This is a genomic window from Glycomyces lechevalierae, from assembly GCF_027622945.1.
GTDB classification, from domain to species: Bacteria; Actinomycetota; Actinomycetes; order Mycobacteriales; family Micromonosporaceae; genus Glycomyces; species Glycomyces rutgersensis.
The window spans coordinates 207,903-225,021 of record NZ_JAPZVQ010000005.1 but is presented as its reverse complement, the minus strand read 5'-3'; the positions used below and the strand labels follow the sequence as shown (position 1 = coordinate 225,021).

General features: G+C 70.1%; 15 protein-coding genes. 8 read left to right on the top strand and 7 right to left on the bottom strand.

All coding sequences use genetic code 11. From position 1 onward, the window contains the following. Positions 1-21: 21 nt before the first annotated feature. On the bottom strand, positions 22-1,188 hold the full coding sequence (locus tag O2L01_RS11410; protein WP_270122052.1) for an MFS transporter: 1,167 nt from the start codon (positions 1,186-1,188) through the stop codon (positions 22-24). A gap of 501 nt (positions 1,189-1,689) precedes the next feature. On the opposite strand from O2L01_RS11410, the gene O2L01_RS11405 reads away from it, so the two are divergent. Next, positions 1,690-2,598 (top strand): IclR family transcriptional regulator, encoded by a 909-nt coding sequence (locus O2L01_RS11405; protein ID WP_270122051.1) that lies wholly within the window; start codon positions 1,690-1,692, stop codon positions 2,596-2,598. Positions 2,599-2,675: 77 nt separating this feature from the next. Then, complete coding sequence (locus tag O2L01_RS11400) at positions 2,676-3,860, top strand: hypothetical protein (RefSeq protein ID WP_270122050.1); 1,185 nt, start codon at positions 2,676-2,678, stop codon at positions 3,858-3,860. 59 nt (positions 3,861-3,919) lie between these two features. Here O2L01_RS11400 and O2L01_RS11395 read toward each other — a convergent pair whose 3' ends face one another. From O2L01_RS11395 to O2L01_RS11380, 4 genes are all read right to left on the bottom strand, one after another. Continuing rightward, positions 3,920-4,939, bottom strand: coding sequence for a 2-oxoacid:ferredoxin oxidoreductase subunit beta (locus tag O2L01_RS11395; protein WP_270122049.1), 1,020 nt, complete (start codon positions 4,937-4,939; stop codon positions 3,920-3,922). Beyond that, entirely contained in the window at positions 4,932-6,788 is a 1,857-nt protein-coding gene (locus O2L01_RS11390) for a 2-oxoacid:acceptor oxidoreductase subunit alpha (RefSeq protein WP_270122048.1), read from the bottom strand. Before O2L01_RS11390 ends, O2L01_RS11395 begins: the two co-directional genes overlap by 8 nt. Positions 6,789-7,116: 328 nt before the next feature. Next, entirely contained in the window at positions 7,117-8,034 is a 918-nt protein-coding gene (locus tag O2L01_RS11385) for a hypothetical protein (RefSeq protein WP_270122047.1), read from the bottom strand. Continuing rightward, positions 8,031-8,651 (bottom strand): RNA polymerase sigma factor, encoded by a 621-nt coding sequence (locus O2L01_RS11380; protein ID WP_270122046.1) that lies wholly within the window; start codon positions 8,649-8,651, stop codon positions 8,031-8,033. The genes O2L01_RS11385 and O2L01_RS11380 overlap by 4 nt, the downstream gene beginning before the upstream one ends. A gap of 461 nt (positions 8,652-9,112) precedes the next feature. Here O2L01_RS11380 and O2L01_RS11375 point away from each other — a divergent pair, with 461 nt between their 5' ends. From O2L01_RS11375 to O2L01_RS11355, 5 genes are all read left to right on the top strand, one after another. Further along, positions 9,113-9,481: an NADH-quinone oxidoreductase subunit A gene (locus O2L01_RS11375; protein ID WP_270122045.1), complete on the top strand. Its 369-nt coding sequence runs from the start codon at positions 9,113-9,115 to the stop codon at positions 9,479-9,481. Further along, positions 9,472-9,999, top strand: a complete 528-nt coding sequence (locus O2L01_RS11370; protein WP_270122044.1) for an NADH-quinone oxidoreductase subunit B — start codon at positions 9,472-9,474, stop codon at positions 9,997-9,999. The genes O2L01_RS11375 and O2L01_RS11370 overlap by 10 nt, the downstream gene beginning before the upstream one ends. Continuing rightward, complete coding sequence (locus O2L01_RS11365) at positions 9,992-10,660, top strand: NADH-quinone oxidoreductase subunit C (RefSeq protein WP_270122043.1); 669 nt, start codon at positions 9,992-9,994, stop codon at positions 10,658-10,660. Before O2L01_RS11370 ends, O2L01_RS11365 begins: the two co-directional genes overlap by 8 nt. Then, positions 10,650-11,603, top strand: a complete 954-nt coding sequence (locus O2L01_RS11360) for a complex I subunit 1/NuoH family protein (RefSeq protein ID WP_270122042.1) — start codon at positions 10,650-10,652, stop codon at positions 11,601-11,603. The genes O2L01_RS11365 and O2L01_RS11360 overlap by 11 nt, the downstream gene beginning before the upstream one ends. A gap of 62 nt (positions 11,604-11,665) precedes the next feature. Then, positions 11,666-13,840 (top strand): transglycosylase domain-containing protein, encoded by a 2,175-nt coding sequence (locus O2L01_RS11355; protein WP_270122041.1) that lies wholly within the window; start codon positions 11,666-11,668, stop codon positions 13,838-13,840. 55 nt (positions 13,841-13,895) lie between these two features. Here O2L01_RS11355 and O2L01_RS11350 read toward each other — a convergent pair whose 3' ends face one another. Both O2L01_RS11350 and O2L01_RS11345 read right to left on the bottom strand, forming a co-directional pair. After that, positions 13,896-14,216, bottom strand: coding sequence for an FmdB family zinc ribbon protein (locus tag O2L01_RS11350; protein ID WP_270122040.1), 321 nt, complete (start codon positions 14,214-14,216; stop codon positions 13,896-13,898). 92 nt (positions 14,217-14,308) lie between these two features. Then, positions 14,309-14,911 (bottom strand): 5-formyltetrahydrofolate cyclo-ligase, encoded by a 603-nt coding sequence (locus O2L01_RS11345; RefSeq protein ID WP_270122039.1) that lies wholly within the window; start codon positions 14,909-14,911, stop codon positions 14,309-14,311. Positions 14,912-15,069: 158 nt separating this feature from the next. Between O2L01_RS11345 and O2L01_RS11340 the strand changes: the two genes are divergently transcribed. Continuing rightward, complete coding sequence (locus tag O2L01_RS11340; protein ID WP_270122038.1) at positions 15,070-17,115, top strand: diguanylate cyclase; 2,046 nt, start codon at positions 15,070-15,072, stop codon at positions 17,113-17,115. Positions 17,116-17,119 lie beyond the last annotated feature (4 nt).

The window sequence follows — 17,119 nt, the reverse complement described above, 5'->3', positions numbered from 1 at the left end:
CGCGCGCCGCAACGAGGAACGTCAATGCGCGAGGCGTTTGCCGACCATGCTGCCCGCGACGATGAACAGGGCCGACGCCGCCATCGCCGCGACCGCCGCCGTCCAGCCGACGCCCCACCCGGCGTGGTCCACGATGAGGCCGAATCCGATCGGGCCCACCGCGCCGCCGAGGAAGACCCCCGTCTGGGTCACCGAGGTCGCCAGCGCGGGCGCGTCCGCGTACCGCTGCACCACCGCGTGGTTCATCAGTCCGGGCCAGGCCCAGCCCAGCCCGTACGCGGCGGCGGTGCCGAACGGCAGCAGCCACGGCAGTTCGAACAGGTACGTGGCGACGCCCGCGGCCCCGGCGGCGAGCATGAGCGCGATGATCGTGAACTCGCCGCCCTTGCGCACGTCTGCGAGCGCGCCGAACCCGGTGCGGCCGATGACGCCCGCGATGCCGCCGATCATGAGCACGAGGCCCGCGTAGCTCTCGGAGCCGCCCACGTCGACGGTGAACGTGGTGACGAATGAGCCGATCGGCGTCGCCGCGAGCGCCCCGAGGAAGGTCGCGACCGCGAACAGCACGAGCTGCGGGTCGAAGGAGCGCGCGCCTTTGGTCTTGGGCCGCACGGCGGGCCGTCCGAGCCCGGCGAGGGGGACGAGCGCGAGGAGCACGAGCCCGGCGCCGATGACGAAGGCCCACCGCCAGCCGAGGGTCAGCGCGACGAGCGGGACGCTCGCGCCGCCGAGCATGGTGCACAGCGGCACCGAGGCCTGCTTGGCGCCGAAGAGGAGCCCGCGGCGGCCCTGCGGCGCCCATTCGCTGAGGACCGTGTTGGAGGCGAGCTGCCCGAGTCCGTTGGCGGGTGCGCACAGGACCATGAAGACGGTGAGCACGACCGGGTCGTGTGCGAAGGCGGCGATGCCGAGGAGCCCGGCGGCGGACATCGCGATGGCGACCCTGGCGGTGACGAGCGCGCCGAAGCGGTCGACGAGCCGCCCTGAGGGGACGGTGGTGACCGCGGTGACGGTGAAGTAGATGCCCGAGATCCAGCCGATCGCGCTGAGGCCCATGCCGAGTTCGCCGGTGATCTGCACGGCGAGGCCGCCGAAGAGGAAGAGCGGGAGGACGGCGGCGACCTGGACGGTCATGGCGGCGGTGACCGTGGTGGAGGTTTTCGGACGAGCTGGTGCGGAGGTGGACACGATGGCAACCGTACTCCGCTTATCTGATAACCAGTCTCGTTCTTGCGCGTGGTGAAACGTGAAGGTTCGTCCCTCGTCCGCGTGATCTGTCTCGGCTCTGTCTTGACTCCGACACGTAGTGTGTGCGACCGTTGCGTCTGTACGACAGCACCACTGGATGACGACTGGTTCCCTTCAGAACCGCCGTATCGCTTTCCGGCCCATAAGGTCTCAGGGGGAAACGAAACGCGGCGGCCCTGGTGGGAGGGAGCCGCCGCGTTACGTTTATTCGAATGTTCCGCGACGGCGACGAGGAAGTTTGGTGGGGACTCGACGCCGCCGTCGCGGGTTGTCCGCGACCGGCGGAAGCCGGACCGCGAACGGTGCTGACACATAGATACTGCCCCGTATGCGACCGTGACGCAACCGGCTGTTGTTTATATAGTTAGATCACGGCCGGTTCGACCGGCGCCACACCCGGTGCCGACAGTCGGATCAACTGGTGCAAATTGGAGCGGCGGCATGGTGGAGCAGCGGCGACCAGGGGACGAGCCGCAAGGCGGCGTCCCGAACTACAAGAGCGCGCCCCGACAGCGGGACACCAGGAACCGGCCCGCGCCTCCGGACCGCAAGCCCGCCAAGGCCTCGGCCGCCGGCGCCTTCGCGGCCGCGCAAGGCGAGCCGACCAAGATGATCCAGAGCGTCCAGAGGGCACTGCGCATCATGGAGCTCGTGGGCAACCACCCCTCCGGCGTCACCGCCCCGCGCATCGCCTTCGAATGCGGCCTGAACCGGGCCACCGCCTACAACCTCCTGCGCACGCTCGTCTACGAGCGGTACCTGCGCCGGGACGAGAACGGCCGCTACACGCTCGGCCTCGAGGTCTCCGACCGCTACTCCGAGCTCACCCGCGCGATCGCCGGGCCGAGCACCTGCGGCGAGTTCATGCGCCGCATGTCGAACGAGACCGGCTACTCCACCTTCATCGCCCGCTTCGTGGAGGGCCGCCCGGCCGTCACGGACGTGATCGAGGGCCAGCGCAGCCCGCACGTGGAAGAGCTCATCGTCGGCTTCGACGACGGCGCGCACGCCACCGCGCTCGGCAAGGCCCTCCTCGCCACGCTGCAGCCGCACGAACGCAACCGCTTCCTCAAATCCGCCGGGATGCGCCCGTTCACGCGCCGCACCCTCGTCGAACCGGACGCCCTCGAATACGACCTCGCCGTCTACGGCGAGTCCGGGGTCTACGCCGAGATGGGCCAGTTCCGCGAAGGGGTCGGCTGCGCCGGCGTCGTCGTCCGCGTCGGGGACACCCCGAGCGAGCGCATCGTCTTCGCGGTCGCGCTGCCGCTCGAGGAGATCCGCACCTCCTGGCCGGAGCTCACGCGCCGCCTGCGCGTCGCCGCCGTCGAGCTCGAGCCGCTGCTGTAGGGCAACCGAACCGCGCCGGGGACGCGTACTCAGGGAGTCGAAGGCCTTTCGACGCCACCTGAGAGGAACGCGGATCGATGCTACGCAAGACCCGGGCCGTCTGCGCCCTCGCGGCCGCGCTGGCCCTGACGGCCGCCTGCACGGACGACCCGAAGGACGACGCCGAGGGCGCGGGCGAGGTCTTCGAGGAGCCGCGCCTGGTCGACATGGTCAACGAGAGCAACCGGCTCCTGTACGAACTGGAGTCCGCGGAGAACCGGATCATCCAGGCGTGCCTGGAGGAGGACGGCCTCACGGTCCACGACCAGCTGTGGTTCTCGGCCACCGAGCCCGAGGAGCAGGAGGCCCTGTTCGGCGCGGACGACTGGGGGAACTGGCTGCCGCCGGTCGAGGAGGCCCAGAAGTACGGGCTCGGCGACTGGCGGTTCACCGACGAGGGCATGAACTCCGCGCTGGCCGAGGAGTACGCCGAGTTCAAGGGCTACGAGATCGACGCCGACTCCCCCGAGGCTGGCGGGGGCTCCAATCTGCCCGACAACAGCGCGTTCGAGGCGCTCTCCCCTGAGGACCAGTACGCCTGGTACGTCGGCTACTTCGGCGAGGCGGCCGCGGCGCAGGAGTGGGGCTACCTGGTCGGCGAGGAGGCCGCGGACACCGGCGGGGGCGACGATGGCGAGATCGACCTCGGCGACGACTTCGCCTATGTCCAACCGGAACCGGGCGGCTGCCAGCGCGAGATGATCGACGCGCTGTACGGCGACGCCCTGCAGCGGGTCGACACCCCCGAAGGCGAGGAGTACCGCGAGTCGACCTGGTCGTGGCGGCCGCTGAACCCGGTGGACGACCTCGCGGCCTACGAGGAGTTCGACCTGCTCTACGAGGAGCGGCTCACCGGCGTCCAGGGCGAGCTCGTCACCTGCCTCGCCGAGCGCGGCCACCCGGGCTGGGAGTTCGGCGAGGAGGGCTCGCTGCCGACCACGGACTACTTCATGGAGCTCTACGAGGGCAGCGCCGACGTGCACGACCACCCGGACCTGCCCGACGACGCCCCCACCGATTTCGAGGGCAAGATGGCGTTCGAGATCGCGTTCGCCGTGGACCTCGCCGAGTGCGGCGACGAGACCGGCTACCGCGAGACGGCCGCGCAGGCCTGGGGCGACACGCAGGAGGAGTACTACCTGTCGATCGAGACGCAGGTCTACGCCTGGCAGGAGGAGGTCCGCGGGATCCTGACGAAGGCCCAGGAGGTCCTCGAAAGCTAAGCAGCGCAAAGCAAGACGGGCCGGACCTTTCGAGGTCCGGCCCGCTTCATGCTTCTTGCTTACAGCACGGTCCAGGTGTCGCCCGAGTGCAGGAGCCGGTCGAGGGCCTCCTTGCGGTCGACGCCGGCGGCGGCCTCGTCGACCTGGGAGCGCACGCCCGCGTCGTACGTGGGCCGCTTGACGTTGCGGAACACGCCGATCGGGGTGTGGTCCAGGGCGATGCCCGAGAGCCGCGACAGCGCGAACGCGTACGCCGGGTCGTCCACATCGGCCTTGTGCACGACCACGTCGGCGGCGTCCGCCTCCGAGGCGTCCTTGACCTGCAGGCCGTAACCGGACTGCACGACGACCTTGTCGCCGAAGGTGATCGGTTCGCCGTCCTGGAGCCGGATGATCGACTCGTCGCGGGTCTCCGGGTTCTTCAGGACCTCGAACGCGCCGTCGTTGAAGATCGGGCAGTTCTGGTAGATCTCGACGAACGCGCTGCCCTCGTGCTCGGCGGCGGCCCGCAGCACCTCCTGCAGGTGCGCGCGGTCGGAGTCGAGCGTGCGGGCCACGAACGTGGCCTCGGAGCCCAGCGCCAGCGACAGCGGGTTGAACGGCGCGTCGACCGAGCCCATCGGGCTCGACTTGGTGAGCGTGCCCGGCCCGGAGGTGGGGGAGTACTGGCCCTTGGTGAGACCGTAGATCCGGTTGTTGAACAGCAGGATCTTCAGGTTCACGTTGCGGCGCAGCGCGTGGATGAGGTGGTTGCCGCCGATCGACAGCGCGTCGCCGTCGCCGGTCACGACCCACACGGACAGGTCCGGGCGGGAGACCGCGAGGCCCGTGGCGATGGCCGGGGCGCGGCCGTGGATCGAGTGGAGGCCGTACGTGTTGAGGTAGTACGGGAACCGCGAGGAGCAGCCGATGCCGGAGACGAACGCGATCTTCTCGCGCTCCAGGCCCAGCTCGGGCAGGAAGGACTGGACGGCGGCCAGGATGGCGTAGTCGCCGCAGCCGGGGCACCAGCGCACCTCCTGGCTCGACTTGAAGTCCTTGGCCTTCAGCTTGGGGGCGTCGAGCTTGACGTCAGCCATTCTTGATGACCTCCTCCAGGGCGTCCTGCAGTTCGTTGGAGGTGAACGGCAGACCGCGCACCTTGTTGTAGCCGACCACCTCGGTGCCCGGGAAGTTGTTGCGCAGCAGCATGGTGAGCTGGCCCAGGTTCATCTCCGGCACCACGACCTTGTCGTAGCGGGCGAGGACGCGGGCCGTGTTGTGGGGCATGGGGTTGAGGTAGCGCAGGTGCGAGCGGGCGATGGTGACGCCCTTCTCGCGCAGGCCGCGCACGGCCGCGCCGATCGGGCCCCAGGTGGAGCCCCAGCCGAGGACGAGCACGTTGGCGTCGCCCGTGGGGTCGTCGACGTCCAGGTCCGGGACCTCGATGCCGGCGATCTTCGCGGCACGGGTGCGGACCATGTGGTCGTGGTTGACCGGGTCGTACGAGATGTCGCCGGTGCCGTCGGCCTTCTCGATGCCGCCGATGCGGTGCTGCAGGCCGGGGGTCCCGGGGACCGCCCACGGGCGGGCCAGGGTCTCGGGGTCGCGCTGGAACGGGAGGAAGATCTCCTCGCCCTTGGCGTCCACGGCGTTCATCTCGGTCGCGAACTTGACGGTGAGGTCGGGCAGGTCCGACATGGCCGGGAGCTGCCACGGCTCGGCGCCGTTGGCGATGTACCCGTCCGAGAGGACCATGACCGGCGTGCGGTACGTGGTCGCGATCCGGGCGGCCTCGAGCATGATGTCGAAGCAGTCCGAAGGGGACTGCGGCGCGATGACGGCGATCGGGGCCTCGCCGTGGCGGCCGAACATGGCCATCACGAGGTCGGCCTGCTCGGTCTTGGTCGGCAGGCCCGTCGAGGGGCCGGCGCGCTGCACGTCGACGACGACGAGCGGCAGCTCGAGCGAGACCGCGAGCGAGATCGTCTCGGACTTGAGCGCGATGCCCGGGCCCGAGGAGGTCGTGACGCCGAGCGCCCCGCCCCACGAGGCGCCGAGGGCTGCGCCGACGGCCGCGATCTCGTCTTCGGCCTGCACGGTGGTGACGCCGAAGCGCTTGTGCTTGGACAGCTCGTGGAGGATGTCGCTGGCCGGGGTGATGGGATACGCGCCCAGGAACACCGGCAGGCCGGTCGCCACACCGGAGGCGGTGATGCCCCAGGCCAGCGCCACGTTGCCGGTGATGTTCCGGTAGGTCCCGGCCTTGAGCTTGGCCGGCGGGATCTCGAAGCGCACGGCGAACGCCTCGGTGGTGTCGCCGTAGTTCCACCCGGCCTTGAGCGCGGCGATGTTCGCCTCGGCGATGACGGGCTTGGCCTTGAACTTGCCGCGCAGGAACTCCTCGGTGGCCTCGGTCGGACGCGAGTACATCCACGAGACGAGGCCGAGGGCGAACATGTTCTTGGAGCGTTCGGCGTCCTTCTTCGAGACGTCGAAGTCCTTGAGCGCCTCGATGGTCAGGGACGCGAGGGCGACGGCGTGGACCTGGTAGTCCTCGAGCGAGCCGTCCTCGAGCGGGTTGTCGCCGTACCCGACCTTGGTGAGGTTGCGCTTGGTGAACTCGTCCGTGTTGACGACGATGGTGCCGCCCGGCTTGAGGTCGCGCAGGTTCGCCTTGAGCGCCGCCGGGTTCATCGCGATCAGGACCTCGGGGTGGTCGCCCGGGGTGAGGATGTCGCTGTCGGCGAAGTGGATCTGGAAGCTCGAAACGCCGGGGAGGGTTCCTGCGGGCGCCCGGATCTCGGCGGGGTAGTTCGGGAGGGTCGACAAGTCGTTGCCGAGCTTGGCGGTCTCCGCCGTGAAGCGGTCACCCGTGAGCTGCATCCCGTCGCCGGAGTCCCCTGCGAAGCGGATGACGACCCGGTCGAGCTGCCGGACGGTGTTCACCTAGGTTCTCCTCATTGCGGGTTCTGGGGCACGCAAGGACTGCGGCGTTTCGGTCGGGGAGCGGGGCTCCGCCGTGTCTGCTACTTGCGATGCTACGCGGGCGTCACCTCGCGATGCCAACCCTGCGACGCGGGCGCGATGTAGGCGACACCACTTTTCGCGATCTGGCTCACATGGTGAGACGCCGGTGGGTCCGCAGTGACCTGGACCTCTCGTTTCGGCTTTCCCGAGGCGTGTTCTGCCGCCTTCGATCATCCCGGATATTGGACGAGGGCCGGGCGCGGCGACACGCCGGAGTCGGTAATCCGACCCCGGTTCGTGTCTCCAATCAGGACCCGCTGGAGGCCGTCGACTGAGCGCTTTCCTCGGTCGTCGGCGTCTCGGCGGGAAGCGGGCTCGACGTGCTCTCGGTCGGCGTCGGCTCGGTCGGCTCCTCGGTCGCGACGGGCGCGAAGGCCTCGGCCTCGGCGTCCCACGCGTACTTGAACTCGCCGGTGTAGGCGGGCGAGGAGGTGTCTTGGGCGTCGACGGTGATGACGCCGTCGGCGACCGAGACCGCCGAGACGGTCCCCTCGATCGAGTACGGCTCCCACACCCAGCCGAGCTGTTCGAGCGAGGTGCCGTCCTCGTTCCACGAGAACGCCGCGACACCCGCGTAGAACACGATGTCCGAGTCGTCGGGCCGGCATTCGAGCACGGCGGTCACGTCGTCGGCGCCGTCGTTGTTCACGTCGCCGAGCACGGGCCCGCGTTCGTCGTCGAACGCGATCCTCCACGCCGTCTCGTCGCTGAACGTCCAGTCCTCGACGTTCAAGCCCAGCGAGACCGCCGTGCACGCGTCCCCGAAATCGCCGGGGTCGGTGATGACGAGGGTCGTCTCGGCCGGGATCGCGGCCGTCTCGGTCGGCTCCTCGCCGCCGGAGGAATGCGGGCTGGCGGGGTCGCCGATGCTGAAGCTCGTCGCCTCGTCGGACTCGGAGACCTGCATGGAGGAGTTCTCGGTGCCGGAGGGCTCGGGGCCGAACGCGATGGGGCCGATGGTCTGGGCCACGGCGAAGCCGCCCGCGGTGACCGCGGTGCACGCGCCGACGATCGCGGCGAGCGACACGAGCCGGCGGCGGCGCTGCGCGGCGGGGGCGCGGCCCAGCAGCTCGTTGACCGGCGGCGGCGGGAACTGCGCGGCGGACTCCGCCTTGAAGCTCGCGAAAGCCGCTGCGACCTTGTCGTCCTCAGGGTCGACGGTCATGAGCGGTCCTCCTTCACGGAAGCTCGGCGGGTCGCGGAACGAGGGGTCCGCTGCGCGCCGGGGAGGGCGCGCTTGATGCGGATGGGCATGGTGTCGGGGTCGGCCTCGACGGCCTTCGCCTTGGCGGGCTTCGCTTCGGCGGCCTCGTCGGTGAGCAGCGCGGCTAGCTCCTTGCGGCCGCGGTGCAGCCAGGACTTGACCGTGCCTTCCTTCGCGCCGGTCGCCTCGGCGATCGCGGCGACGGTCATGTCCGCCATGTAATGCATGACGAGCGCCTGGCGGCGCTTGGCCGGGACCAGCTTCAACGCGGCGACGAGCGCGACGTGGTCGGGGCTCGCGGCCGGGGCCAGCTCGGGGGCGGAGGACTTCTGGAGGAACTTGCGCGCCACCTGGTTGCGGCGGTGCCGGCTGGTGGCGAGGTTCCACGCGACGCGGCGGACCCACGCGACGGGCTCTTCGTAGCCGCCGACCTTGTCCCAGCGCTGCCACGCCCGCAGGAACGCCTCCTGGACGAGGTCCTGGGCTTCGGTGGCGTCGCCGAGGTAGGCGCATACCTGGGCCGCGAGCTCCGAGAAATGCTTCTCGTAGAGGTCGGTGAACTCCGCCTCCGTTCGCACATCCGCTCCAGCGCAGGTAGGTGGGACAAGGGAATCTTCCGGGTCATCGCGTTCGTGCCCGGCGGCAACCATTGTCGCGTTCGAGAAGGGGGAGATGCGAGGCGGGGTCGTTATGTCGACAATCCTCTCAGCGACGAGACCGGCCGGGCCCTCGAAGGCGTCGCCGAGGTCCACGGGGCGGTCGAGCAGCATCGTGGCCGACCCGGTGTCGGCCCGGAGCAGCGTCGGTGCGCCGGCGGCGGTCATGTGCGGTGATCCCATTTCTGTTACCTGTGCGTCCGCGCCCGTCCCCTTTCGGGTGCTGAGCGGCGTTCGAGTGAATCCTCTTCGTACAACAACACGCCCCTGCGTGCCGGGCGGTTGCGCCCGGTGCGGCGAAGTTCGCGAAGTCGCTCGGAATCGCGCCGATTCGCCCGCGCGCACGGGTATCGCGAGCCGCCCCGCGCCACTAAGGTGTCGGTATGGACACCACCCGGTTGAGCGATTACGCCGTATTCGGGGTGCTTCTGCTCGCCGGTTTCGCGTTCGTCGCCGCCGCGATGACCGCCAATCGGCTCCTGCGCCCGAGCGCCCCCTCGAAAGCGAAGGGGCAGACGTACGAGTGCGGTGTGGACCCGGTCGGCAAGGATTGGGCGCAGGTCCAGATCCGCTACTACGTCTACGCGTTCCTGTTCCTGCTCTTCGCGGTCGAAGCGGTGTTCCTGTTCCCGTGGGCCGTGGTGTTCCGGGCCTTCGGCCCGGCCGCCGCGGTCGAGATGGGCGTGTTCGTGGGCGTGCTCGCCCTCGGCCTCGCCTACGCCTGGAGGAAAGGGGTCCTGCGATGGCGGTGAAACTCCCATTCCCTTCGCGCCCAACGGAAACAAGCATTCTCGGCGAGCCGATCCGCTTCGTCCTCAACTGGGGCCGGCGCTATTCCCTGTGGGTCTTCAACTTCGGACTCGCCTGCTGCGCGATCGAATTCATCGCCGCCTCGATGAGCCGCCACGACTTCATGCGCCTCGGCGTCATCCCCTTCGCGCATTCACCGCGCCAAGCGGACCTCATGGTCGTCTCCGGCACCGTCACGGACAAGATGGCGCCGGCGATCAAGCGGCTCTACGAGCAGATGCCCGAGCCGAAATACGTGATCTCCTTCGGCGCCTGCTCCAATTCCGGCGGGCCCTATTGGGACTCGTACTGCGTCACGAAAGGCGTCGACCAGATCATCCCCGTCGACGTCTACATCCCCGGCTGCCCGCCCCGCCCCGAAGCCCTCCTCCACGGCATCGGCGAGCTCCAGAAGCAGATCGCCAGGGAACCGCTGCGCAAGCCCAGCCTGCGCCCGCTCGTGAGGAGGCCCCGTGACTGACGCCGAAGCCCCCGACGACTGGACCGCCCGCGTCCGCGCCGCCCTCGACCTCGAGGACACCGGCACGGACGGCCCGCGCGCGGTCGCCGACATCGCCGCCAAGGACTGGCACGAGGCCGTGCGCGTCTGCCGCGACGACCTCGGCTGCGACTTCTTCGACTGGCTCTCCGCCGTCGACGAGGGCCCCGGAGAAGCAGGCCGCGGAAAAGAAGCCAGCGCAGAAGAGGACGGCGCAGAAGAGGACGGCACGGAAGAGGACGACGCCCCCGCGATGCGCTTCCGGATCGTCGCCCACCTCTGGTCCGTGGCCGAACGCCGCGGCGTGCTGCTCCGCGCGCTCCTCACCGAAGGCGCGATCGCGTCCGTCGTCGACCTCTACCCCGGCGCGGACTGGCACGAGCGCGAGACCCACGAGATGTTCGGCGTCGACTTCCCCGGCCATCCCGACCTGCAGCCGCTCCTCCTCGCCCCCGAGTTCGAGGGCCACCCGCTCCGCAAGGACTTCATCCTCGCCGCCCGCGTCGTCAAACCCTGGCCCGGCGCCAAGGAACCCGGCGAAGGGCACGGCACCGTCCGCAAGCGCGCCCCGAAACGCCCGCCGGGCGTCCCCGACGACTGGATCGAACCGGATCCTCGCCTGAGGCGCCCCGATGCTTCTTGAGATCGCGGTCAAGCTCGCTGCCGTCCTGGCCGCGTTCCTGGTGCTGCCCTTGGTGGTCGGCCAGACCGAGCACAAGCTCATGGCCCACATGCAGGGCCGCCTCGGCCCGATGCACGCCGGGCGCTTCCACGGCTGGGCCCAGCTCATCGCCGACGGCGTCAAGTTCGCGCAGAAGGAGGACCTCGTCCCGGACGACGCGGACAAGCCCGTCTTCAAGCTCGCGCCCGCCGTCGCGCTCCTGCCGTACCTGCTCGTCATCCTCTTCATCCCGCTCGGCCCCGGCGACCTCGTCGGCGCGAACCTCGACATGGGCCTGTTCATCGTCGTCGCGCTCGTCGGCGTCGGCGTCCTCGCGGTCCTCATGGCCGGCTGGTCCTCCGCGAACAAGTACACGCTCGTGGGCGCCCTGCGCGGGGCCGCGCAGCTCATGGCCTACGAACTGCCGCTCGTGCTCGCCGCCGCCTCCGTCGCCGTCGCGGCCGGCACGCTCAGCCTCCCGCAGATCATCGAGGCCTGGAACCCCTGGTGGCTGCTGTGGCAGGCCCCCGCGGCGCTCGTGTTCTTCACCGCCGGGCTCGCCGAGATCCGCCGCCCGCCGTTCGACGCGCCCATCGCCGACTCCGAACTCGTCTTCGGCTACCTCACCGAGTACGCCGGGCTGCGCTTCGCGCTGCTGCTCCTCGCCGAGTACGTCGGCATCGTCGTCATCGCGGCCCTCACCGCGGTCCTCTTCCTCGGCGGCTGGAAGGGCCCCGGACCCGAATCGCTCGGCCCGGTCTGGATGCTCGCCAAGACCGGCGCGCTCGCGGCCGTCGTCATCTGGCTCCGCGTGGCCTGGCCGCGCCTGCGCGTCGACCAGATCCAGGCCCTCTGCTGGAAGGCCCTGGTCCCGATCGCCCTGGCCCAGCTCGTGCTCACCACAGCGGTCGCACTGGCCCTCTGAGCCACATCTGTCTCTTTAGTACCGAGGCAACCGATAGGCGCGTTTCGCGCGTATCTCTGGGCATGGAGTCAGGTCGCGCCACCGAGACCGAAGATCCCCGCCGCAGGTTCACCCTGCGGCCCTTCGGGAGACGGCCCGCGGAACCTCCGGGCCGGCCCCGGCGCTCCAGGCCCAAGCACCGCCGCAAGAAGCGCAAGATCGCCGCGCTCGGCCTCGCGGTCCTCATCCTCGCCACCACGGTCTCCGTCGTCGGCTACGTCTTCTACGCGAGCGTCGACCTCCCCGAAGCGCTCGACGACGACCTCAGTCAGGGCTCCACCGTCTACTACAGCGACGGCACCACGGTCATGGGCGAGCTCGCGGCCGAGCGGCGCACCTCCGTGGACCTCGCCGATATCGCCGACGACGTCGAGGTCGCGGTGGTCGCGGCCGAGGACTCGAACTTCTACGAGCACCCCGGCGTCGACGCCAAAGGCGTCCTCCGCGCCCTCGTCAACAACGTCAAAGGCGGCGACCAGCAGGGCGCCTCGACGCTCACGCAGCAGTACGTGGGCTATGTGGCGGACATCCGCGGCGACGGCTCGTACCTCCGCAAGGCCCGCGAAGCGGCCATGGCGATGAAGATGGAGGACGAGTACTCCAAGGACGAGATCCTCAACCACTACCTCAACATCGTCTACTTCGGACGCGGCGCGTACGGGGTGGAGGCCGCCGCGCAGGCGTTCTTCGGCGTCTCGGCCGCCGAGCTCTCCACCTCCCAGGCCGCGCTCCTGGTCGCCCAGATCAAGTCCCCGGACGGCCCGTACGACCCCCGCGACCCCTACGGCCAGGGCGGCAGCGTCGAAGAGGCCGCCGAGCGCTGGGAGTACGTGCTCGACCGGATGGTCGATACCGGCGGGCTCGAGCAGGTCAAGCGCGACGCGATCACCGAGCTGCCCGAGACCCTCGACCCGACGAACGACCCCGAAGGCCTCGGCCCGGAAGGGTTCGTCACCGACGGCTACGTGCTCCGCGAACTCGCCGACGCCGGCATCGGCACCGACGAGGTCCTGCGCGGCGGCTTCGACATCGTCACCACCCTCGACGCCGACCTGCAGAAGCTCGCCGTCGAGCAGTCCGGCATCCGCGACGTCGCGTCCCAGGACGGCATGGCCGCCGCCCTCAGCGCCGTCGAGCCCTCCACCGGCCGCGTGCTCGCCTACTACGGCGGCGAGAACGGCGCGGGCCTCGACCTCGCCGCCGACGTGGGCCACCGGCCCGGCACCGCCTTCAACACGGTCGTCCTGGCCGCCGCCCTCGACACCGGCCTCGACCCCTGGTCGCCCTGGCTCGACGGCTCCTCCCCGCGGCAGTTCGAGACCTACGTTGACGACGAGGGCGAACCCATGGACCTCGTGAACATCGGCGGCGCCCAGGACCACGAGGTCAGCCTCGTCGACGCCGTCCGCGACAAGCTCGACACCCCGGTCTACCAGGCCGCGGAGCTCATCGGCGGCGACGCGATCGCCCGGACCGCCGCCGACCTCGGCATCGACCGGATGTGGGACCCGCACGACGTGGACGAGCACGGCATCGCCGCCGAGATCGACCCGGCCGAGGCCACCGGCTTCCGCCCTGACATCGGCATCGGCGCGTACCCGGTCACCACCCTCGATGCGGCCGTCATGAACGCGGCGCTCATCAGCGGCGAGGTCGCCGAGCCCTACTTCGTGGAGACCGTCCGCGACGCCGACGGCGAACGCTACGAGGCCGAACCGGCCGTCATCCCCGGGCTCGCAGTCGGCGTCGCCGCCGAGTCCGCACTGCCCATGTACGACAACGCCCTCGAATACGGCGACCCCCAGCTCGGCGTGAACGCCTCCTCGACCTGGCACACCGGTTTCGCCCCGAACCTCGCGCTCGCCGTCTGGGCCGGCGACGAAACGAAGGAGGGCGACGGCAGCTCGCACAAGGGCACGATCGCCGAGTCCATCTGGTGGAAGGTCATGAGCGGCCGCTCGGACGCGTACCGCTGGGACCCCAAGGAGATCCAGGAGGAACGGAGCGGGCCGTCCCAGCTCCTGCCCGACGAGTCCGATGCGGACGAGATCGGGCCCAACGGCACCGAGTCGTACGAGACCGGCATCGGCGAGGAGGCGCTGACCGACGAAGAGGCCGCGCGGGCTGCCGAGGAGGAGGCCGCCGGGGCGCCCGAGCCGTTGCCCGAGACCCCGACCGACGAACTCACCGAGGACTGAACACACCGGTGCCCCGACCGCTTCACGCGGCCGGGGCACCGGCGGAAAGTTCAGATCAGGCGGCCTTGGCGGCGCTCCCGGACCCGGACGCGCTCGAGGCGGCGGCCTTGGTCTCGGACTTCGGCTCCGACTTCGTCTCGCTCTTCTTGGCCCCGTTCTTGGAGCCGTTCGAGCCGAGGGAGCTGGAATCGGTCGACCTGGAGTCGGTGCGGTAGAAGCCGCTGCCCTTGAAGGTCACGCCCACGTTCCCGAAGACCTTGCGCAGCGCGCCCTCGGCCTCGCAGTTCGGGCAGTCGGTGAGGCGCGCTTCAGAGAACGACTGGTGTTTGTCGAACTCGTAACCGCACTCCTTGCAGCGGTATTCGTAGACAGGCACGTCCTAGACCTCCAGCACTCAACACAGATCTCGATCGACATTAGCAGTCAACGCCGCTGAGTGCTAATCCCATCCGCCTGAGCCTGTGTGGCCTATCTCAACGAGGTGAATCCCGTGGCAGGAGTGATCACACCCGTCACGGGCCTGTCGTGCGGCTCGGCCGGCACCAGGAACCCGAACTCCCCGTCCCGCAGCAGCGCCACCACCGGCACCTCCGGCCCCACCCGGGCTAGCGCCCGGTCGTACGAGCCGCCGCCCCGCCCGAGCCTCATCCCATCGTCCGAGACGGCGAGCGCGGGGACGATGACCGCCGCGGCCTCCTTGATCGCGTCCGGCCCGAGCGTCTCCCCGCCCGGGTTCGGGCCGTCGCCGCCCTGCGAGTTCGCGTCCGGCTCCTCTTGCCCCCCAGGGCCTCCGGCATCCCGCCACGCGAGGTCCTTGTCGGGCAGCAGCACCGGTTCGATGACCTTGTAGACCACCGCGAGGCGTTCGGGCAGTTCGGGTTCGAGCGCCGCGCCCGGTTCGGAGCCGAACGGCCGGTACGCGGCCACCACGGCCCCTTCGTCCACGACTTCGATCAGGAAGTCCCGCAAGGCCTTCCATGTGGCCAGATCGGCGTACCCGCGCTGTTCCCCGGGCATCGCTTTGCGCGCCTCCAGCAACTGCCGACGTGCCGCACTCTTCGCCTCTTGCATACCGTTTCCTTCCTTCTCGAGCCGGTACCTGGGAGGATTCCCCTGAATGGTCGCCTCCACTCACCCTTTCGGTTAGTCCCGTTTACATTGCCCTGCCGTGTCGTGTCGAGTCGGTTGCTCTAGGTAGTCTTCTAAGTAGTGAACTTGAGGGGGATTCGGTGTCGCTGCGCTCACGGCTCACCACGGCGTTCCTCGTCGTCGTACTCGGGCCGGTCCTGGTGGGGGCCGTCTTCGTCGCTGCCGTCATGTCCCATCTGGCGGACTCCCGCGGGGAGGCGCTGGCGAACTCGGCGGTGACGATGGTCGACTCGACCCTCGGCACCATCTGCGAGCGCATCCAGGCTTCGGCCGCCGCGGTGGCATTGAACTACCGTAACGGCGATCAGGAGAACGCGGTAGAAATGGCGCAACTCCTCGTCGACCGGGCCGTGGTCGACGGCGTCGTCTTCTCCAGCCTCGCCACCGTGAGCACCGACCCCGGCACGGACATCGGCGCGGAGGCCCCGCAGGGCTCCTGGGTCGACTGCGGCGAGACCGTCGCCTACGCCGGCTCGGGCCCGATCGTGGCGCTCGGCGCGCAGGCCGAGGTCCAGAACTCCGACGGCTCGACCGCCGTCTTCAGCGCCTTCCGCGAGGTCGACCAGGCGTTCCTGGCGCGCCTCTCCCGCGTCGCCGACGCCGACCTCATCCTCCAGGACTCCCGCCCCAACCCGCTCGAGGTCGGCTCCGCCGGCGCGGGCCGCTGGGACTTCACCGATTCCTTCCTGCCCTTGAGCATCGGTACGGTCGCCACCGACGTCACCCCCATGTACTGGACCCTCGCCGCGATGGTCACCGCCTCCGCCGTGTGCGCCGTCGGCCTCGCCGCCTGGCTCGCCCGCTCCACCACCAGACCGCTCGCGGAGCTCTCGGCCGCCGCCGAACGCGTCGCCCAAGGCGACCTCAACGTCCGCGTCCCCGTGCACGGCCGGGACGAGGTCGCGCAGCTCGCCTACGCCTTCAACCGCATGACCGCCCAGACCCAGTCGTACGTCAACGCCCTCACCGCCTCCCGCGACCAGATGCGCGGCCAGCTCGGCCGCCTCGGCCAGACCCTCACCGCGACCCTCGACCTCGATCGCATCCTCGAGGTCATCCTCGACACCGCGATGGTCACCGCCGGAGCCGAAGCCGGCGTCATCATGCTCGTCGACGTGGACGACGCCGACCAGCTCCGCGAACGCGCCGGCGAAGGCGACCTCGGGCTCACCGAGCCCGCGAGCATCCGCATCGGCGAAGGCATCATCGGCGCGATCGCCGCCGGCGGCGTCCCCGCCCACGGCCGGATCGTCGACGGCCGCTTCGAAGACCGCCTCCGCGCCGCCACGGAACCCAACGCGCACACCATCGTCGCGGTGCCTTTCAGCGGGCGTCAGCCCGTTGAACATGAGCGGAGTAGCGGGCGTCAGCCCGTTGAACATGAGCGCAGCAGCGGCAGGCAACCCGTCGAGCAGGAACGCACCACGGGCCGCCCCAGCGACTCCGAGTTCGGCGGCGCCCCCCGCACCGACGCCGGCGTCCTCGGCGTCCTCGTCCTCTACAACCGGATCGCCGGCGACGACTTCGAACCGGGCGACGTCGACACCCTCAAGACCTTCGCCGGGCAGGCCTCCGTCGCCGTCGAGAACGTCCTCCTGCACCGCCACGCCGAACGATTGAGCCTCACCGATCCCCTCACCGGCCTGTGGAACTACCGCTTCATGCAGACCTCGCTGCGCCGCGAGGCGGAGCGCTCCCGCCGCTACCAGCGCCCCTCCGCGCTCCTCGCGATCGACCTGGACCGCTTCAAGACCGTCAACGACACCTACGGCCACCCCGTCGGCGACCAGGTCCTCATCGAACTCGCCCGCCGCATCACCGGCCAGATCCGCGAAGTCGACCTCGCGTTCCGCCACGGCGGCGAGGAGTTCATGGTCCTGCTGCCCGAGACCGACGCGGGCGGCGCGTCCGTCGTCGCCGAACGACTCGGCAAGGCCGTCAACGCCCGCAAGTTCAAAGTCAACGACGCCACCGGCGGCCGCGAACTCAACGTCACCGTCTCCATCGGCGTCGCCGTCCTCGGCGAGCACGCCGACACCGCCACCGGCATCCTCGCCGCCGCCGACGAGGCCCTCTACGCCGCCAAGGCCGCCGGCCGCGACACCTGGCGAGTCGCGACAGCCTGAGACG

Excerpts from the sequence above, each read along its gene's own strand:
- O2L01_RS11405 (WP_270122051.1), top strand. The coding sequence starts at position 1,690 with ATGGTGGAGCAGCGGCGACCAGGGGACGAGCCGCAAGGCGGCGTCCCG.
- O2L01_RS11385 (WP_270122047.1), bottom strand. The coding sequence starts at position 8,034 with ATGACCGTCGACCCTGAGGACGACAAGGTCGCAGCGGCTTTCGCGAGC.
- O2L01_RS11345 (WP_270122039.1), bottom strand. The coding sequence starts at position 14,911 with ATGCAAGAGGCGAAGAGTGCGGCACGTCGGCAGTTGCTGGAGGCGCGC.
- O2L01_RS11370 (WP_270122044.1), top strand. The coding sequence starts at position 9,472 with ATGGCGGTGAAACTCCCATTCCCTTCGCGCCCAACGGAAACAAGCATT.
- O2L01_RS11355 (WP_270122041.1), top strand. The coding sequence starts at position 11,666 with ATGGAGTCAGGTCGCGCCACCGAGACCGAAGATCCCCGCCGCAGGTTC.
- O2L01_RS11400 (WP_270122050.1), top strand. The coding sequence starts at position 2,676 with ATGCTACGCAAGACCCGGGCCGTCTGCGCCCTCGCGGCCGCGCTGGCC.
- O2L01_RS11360 (WP_270122042.1), top strand. The coding sequence starts at position 10,650 with ATGCTTCTTGAGATCGCGGTCAAGCTCGCTGCCGTCCTGGCCGCGTTC.
- O2L01_RS11395 (WP_270122049.1), bottom strand. The coding sequence starts at position 4,939 with ATGGCTGACGTCAAGCTCGACGCCCCCAAGCTGAAGGCCAAGGACTTC.
- O2L01_RS11375 (WP_270122045.1), top strand. The coding sequence starts at position 9,113 with ATGGACACCACCCGGTTGAGCGATTACGCCGTATTCGGGGTGCTTCTG.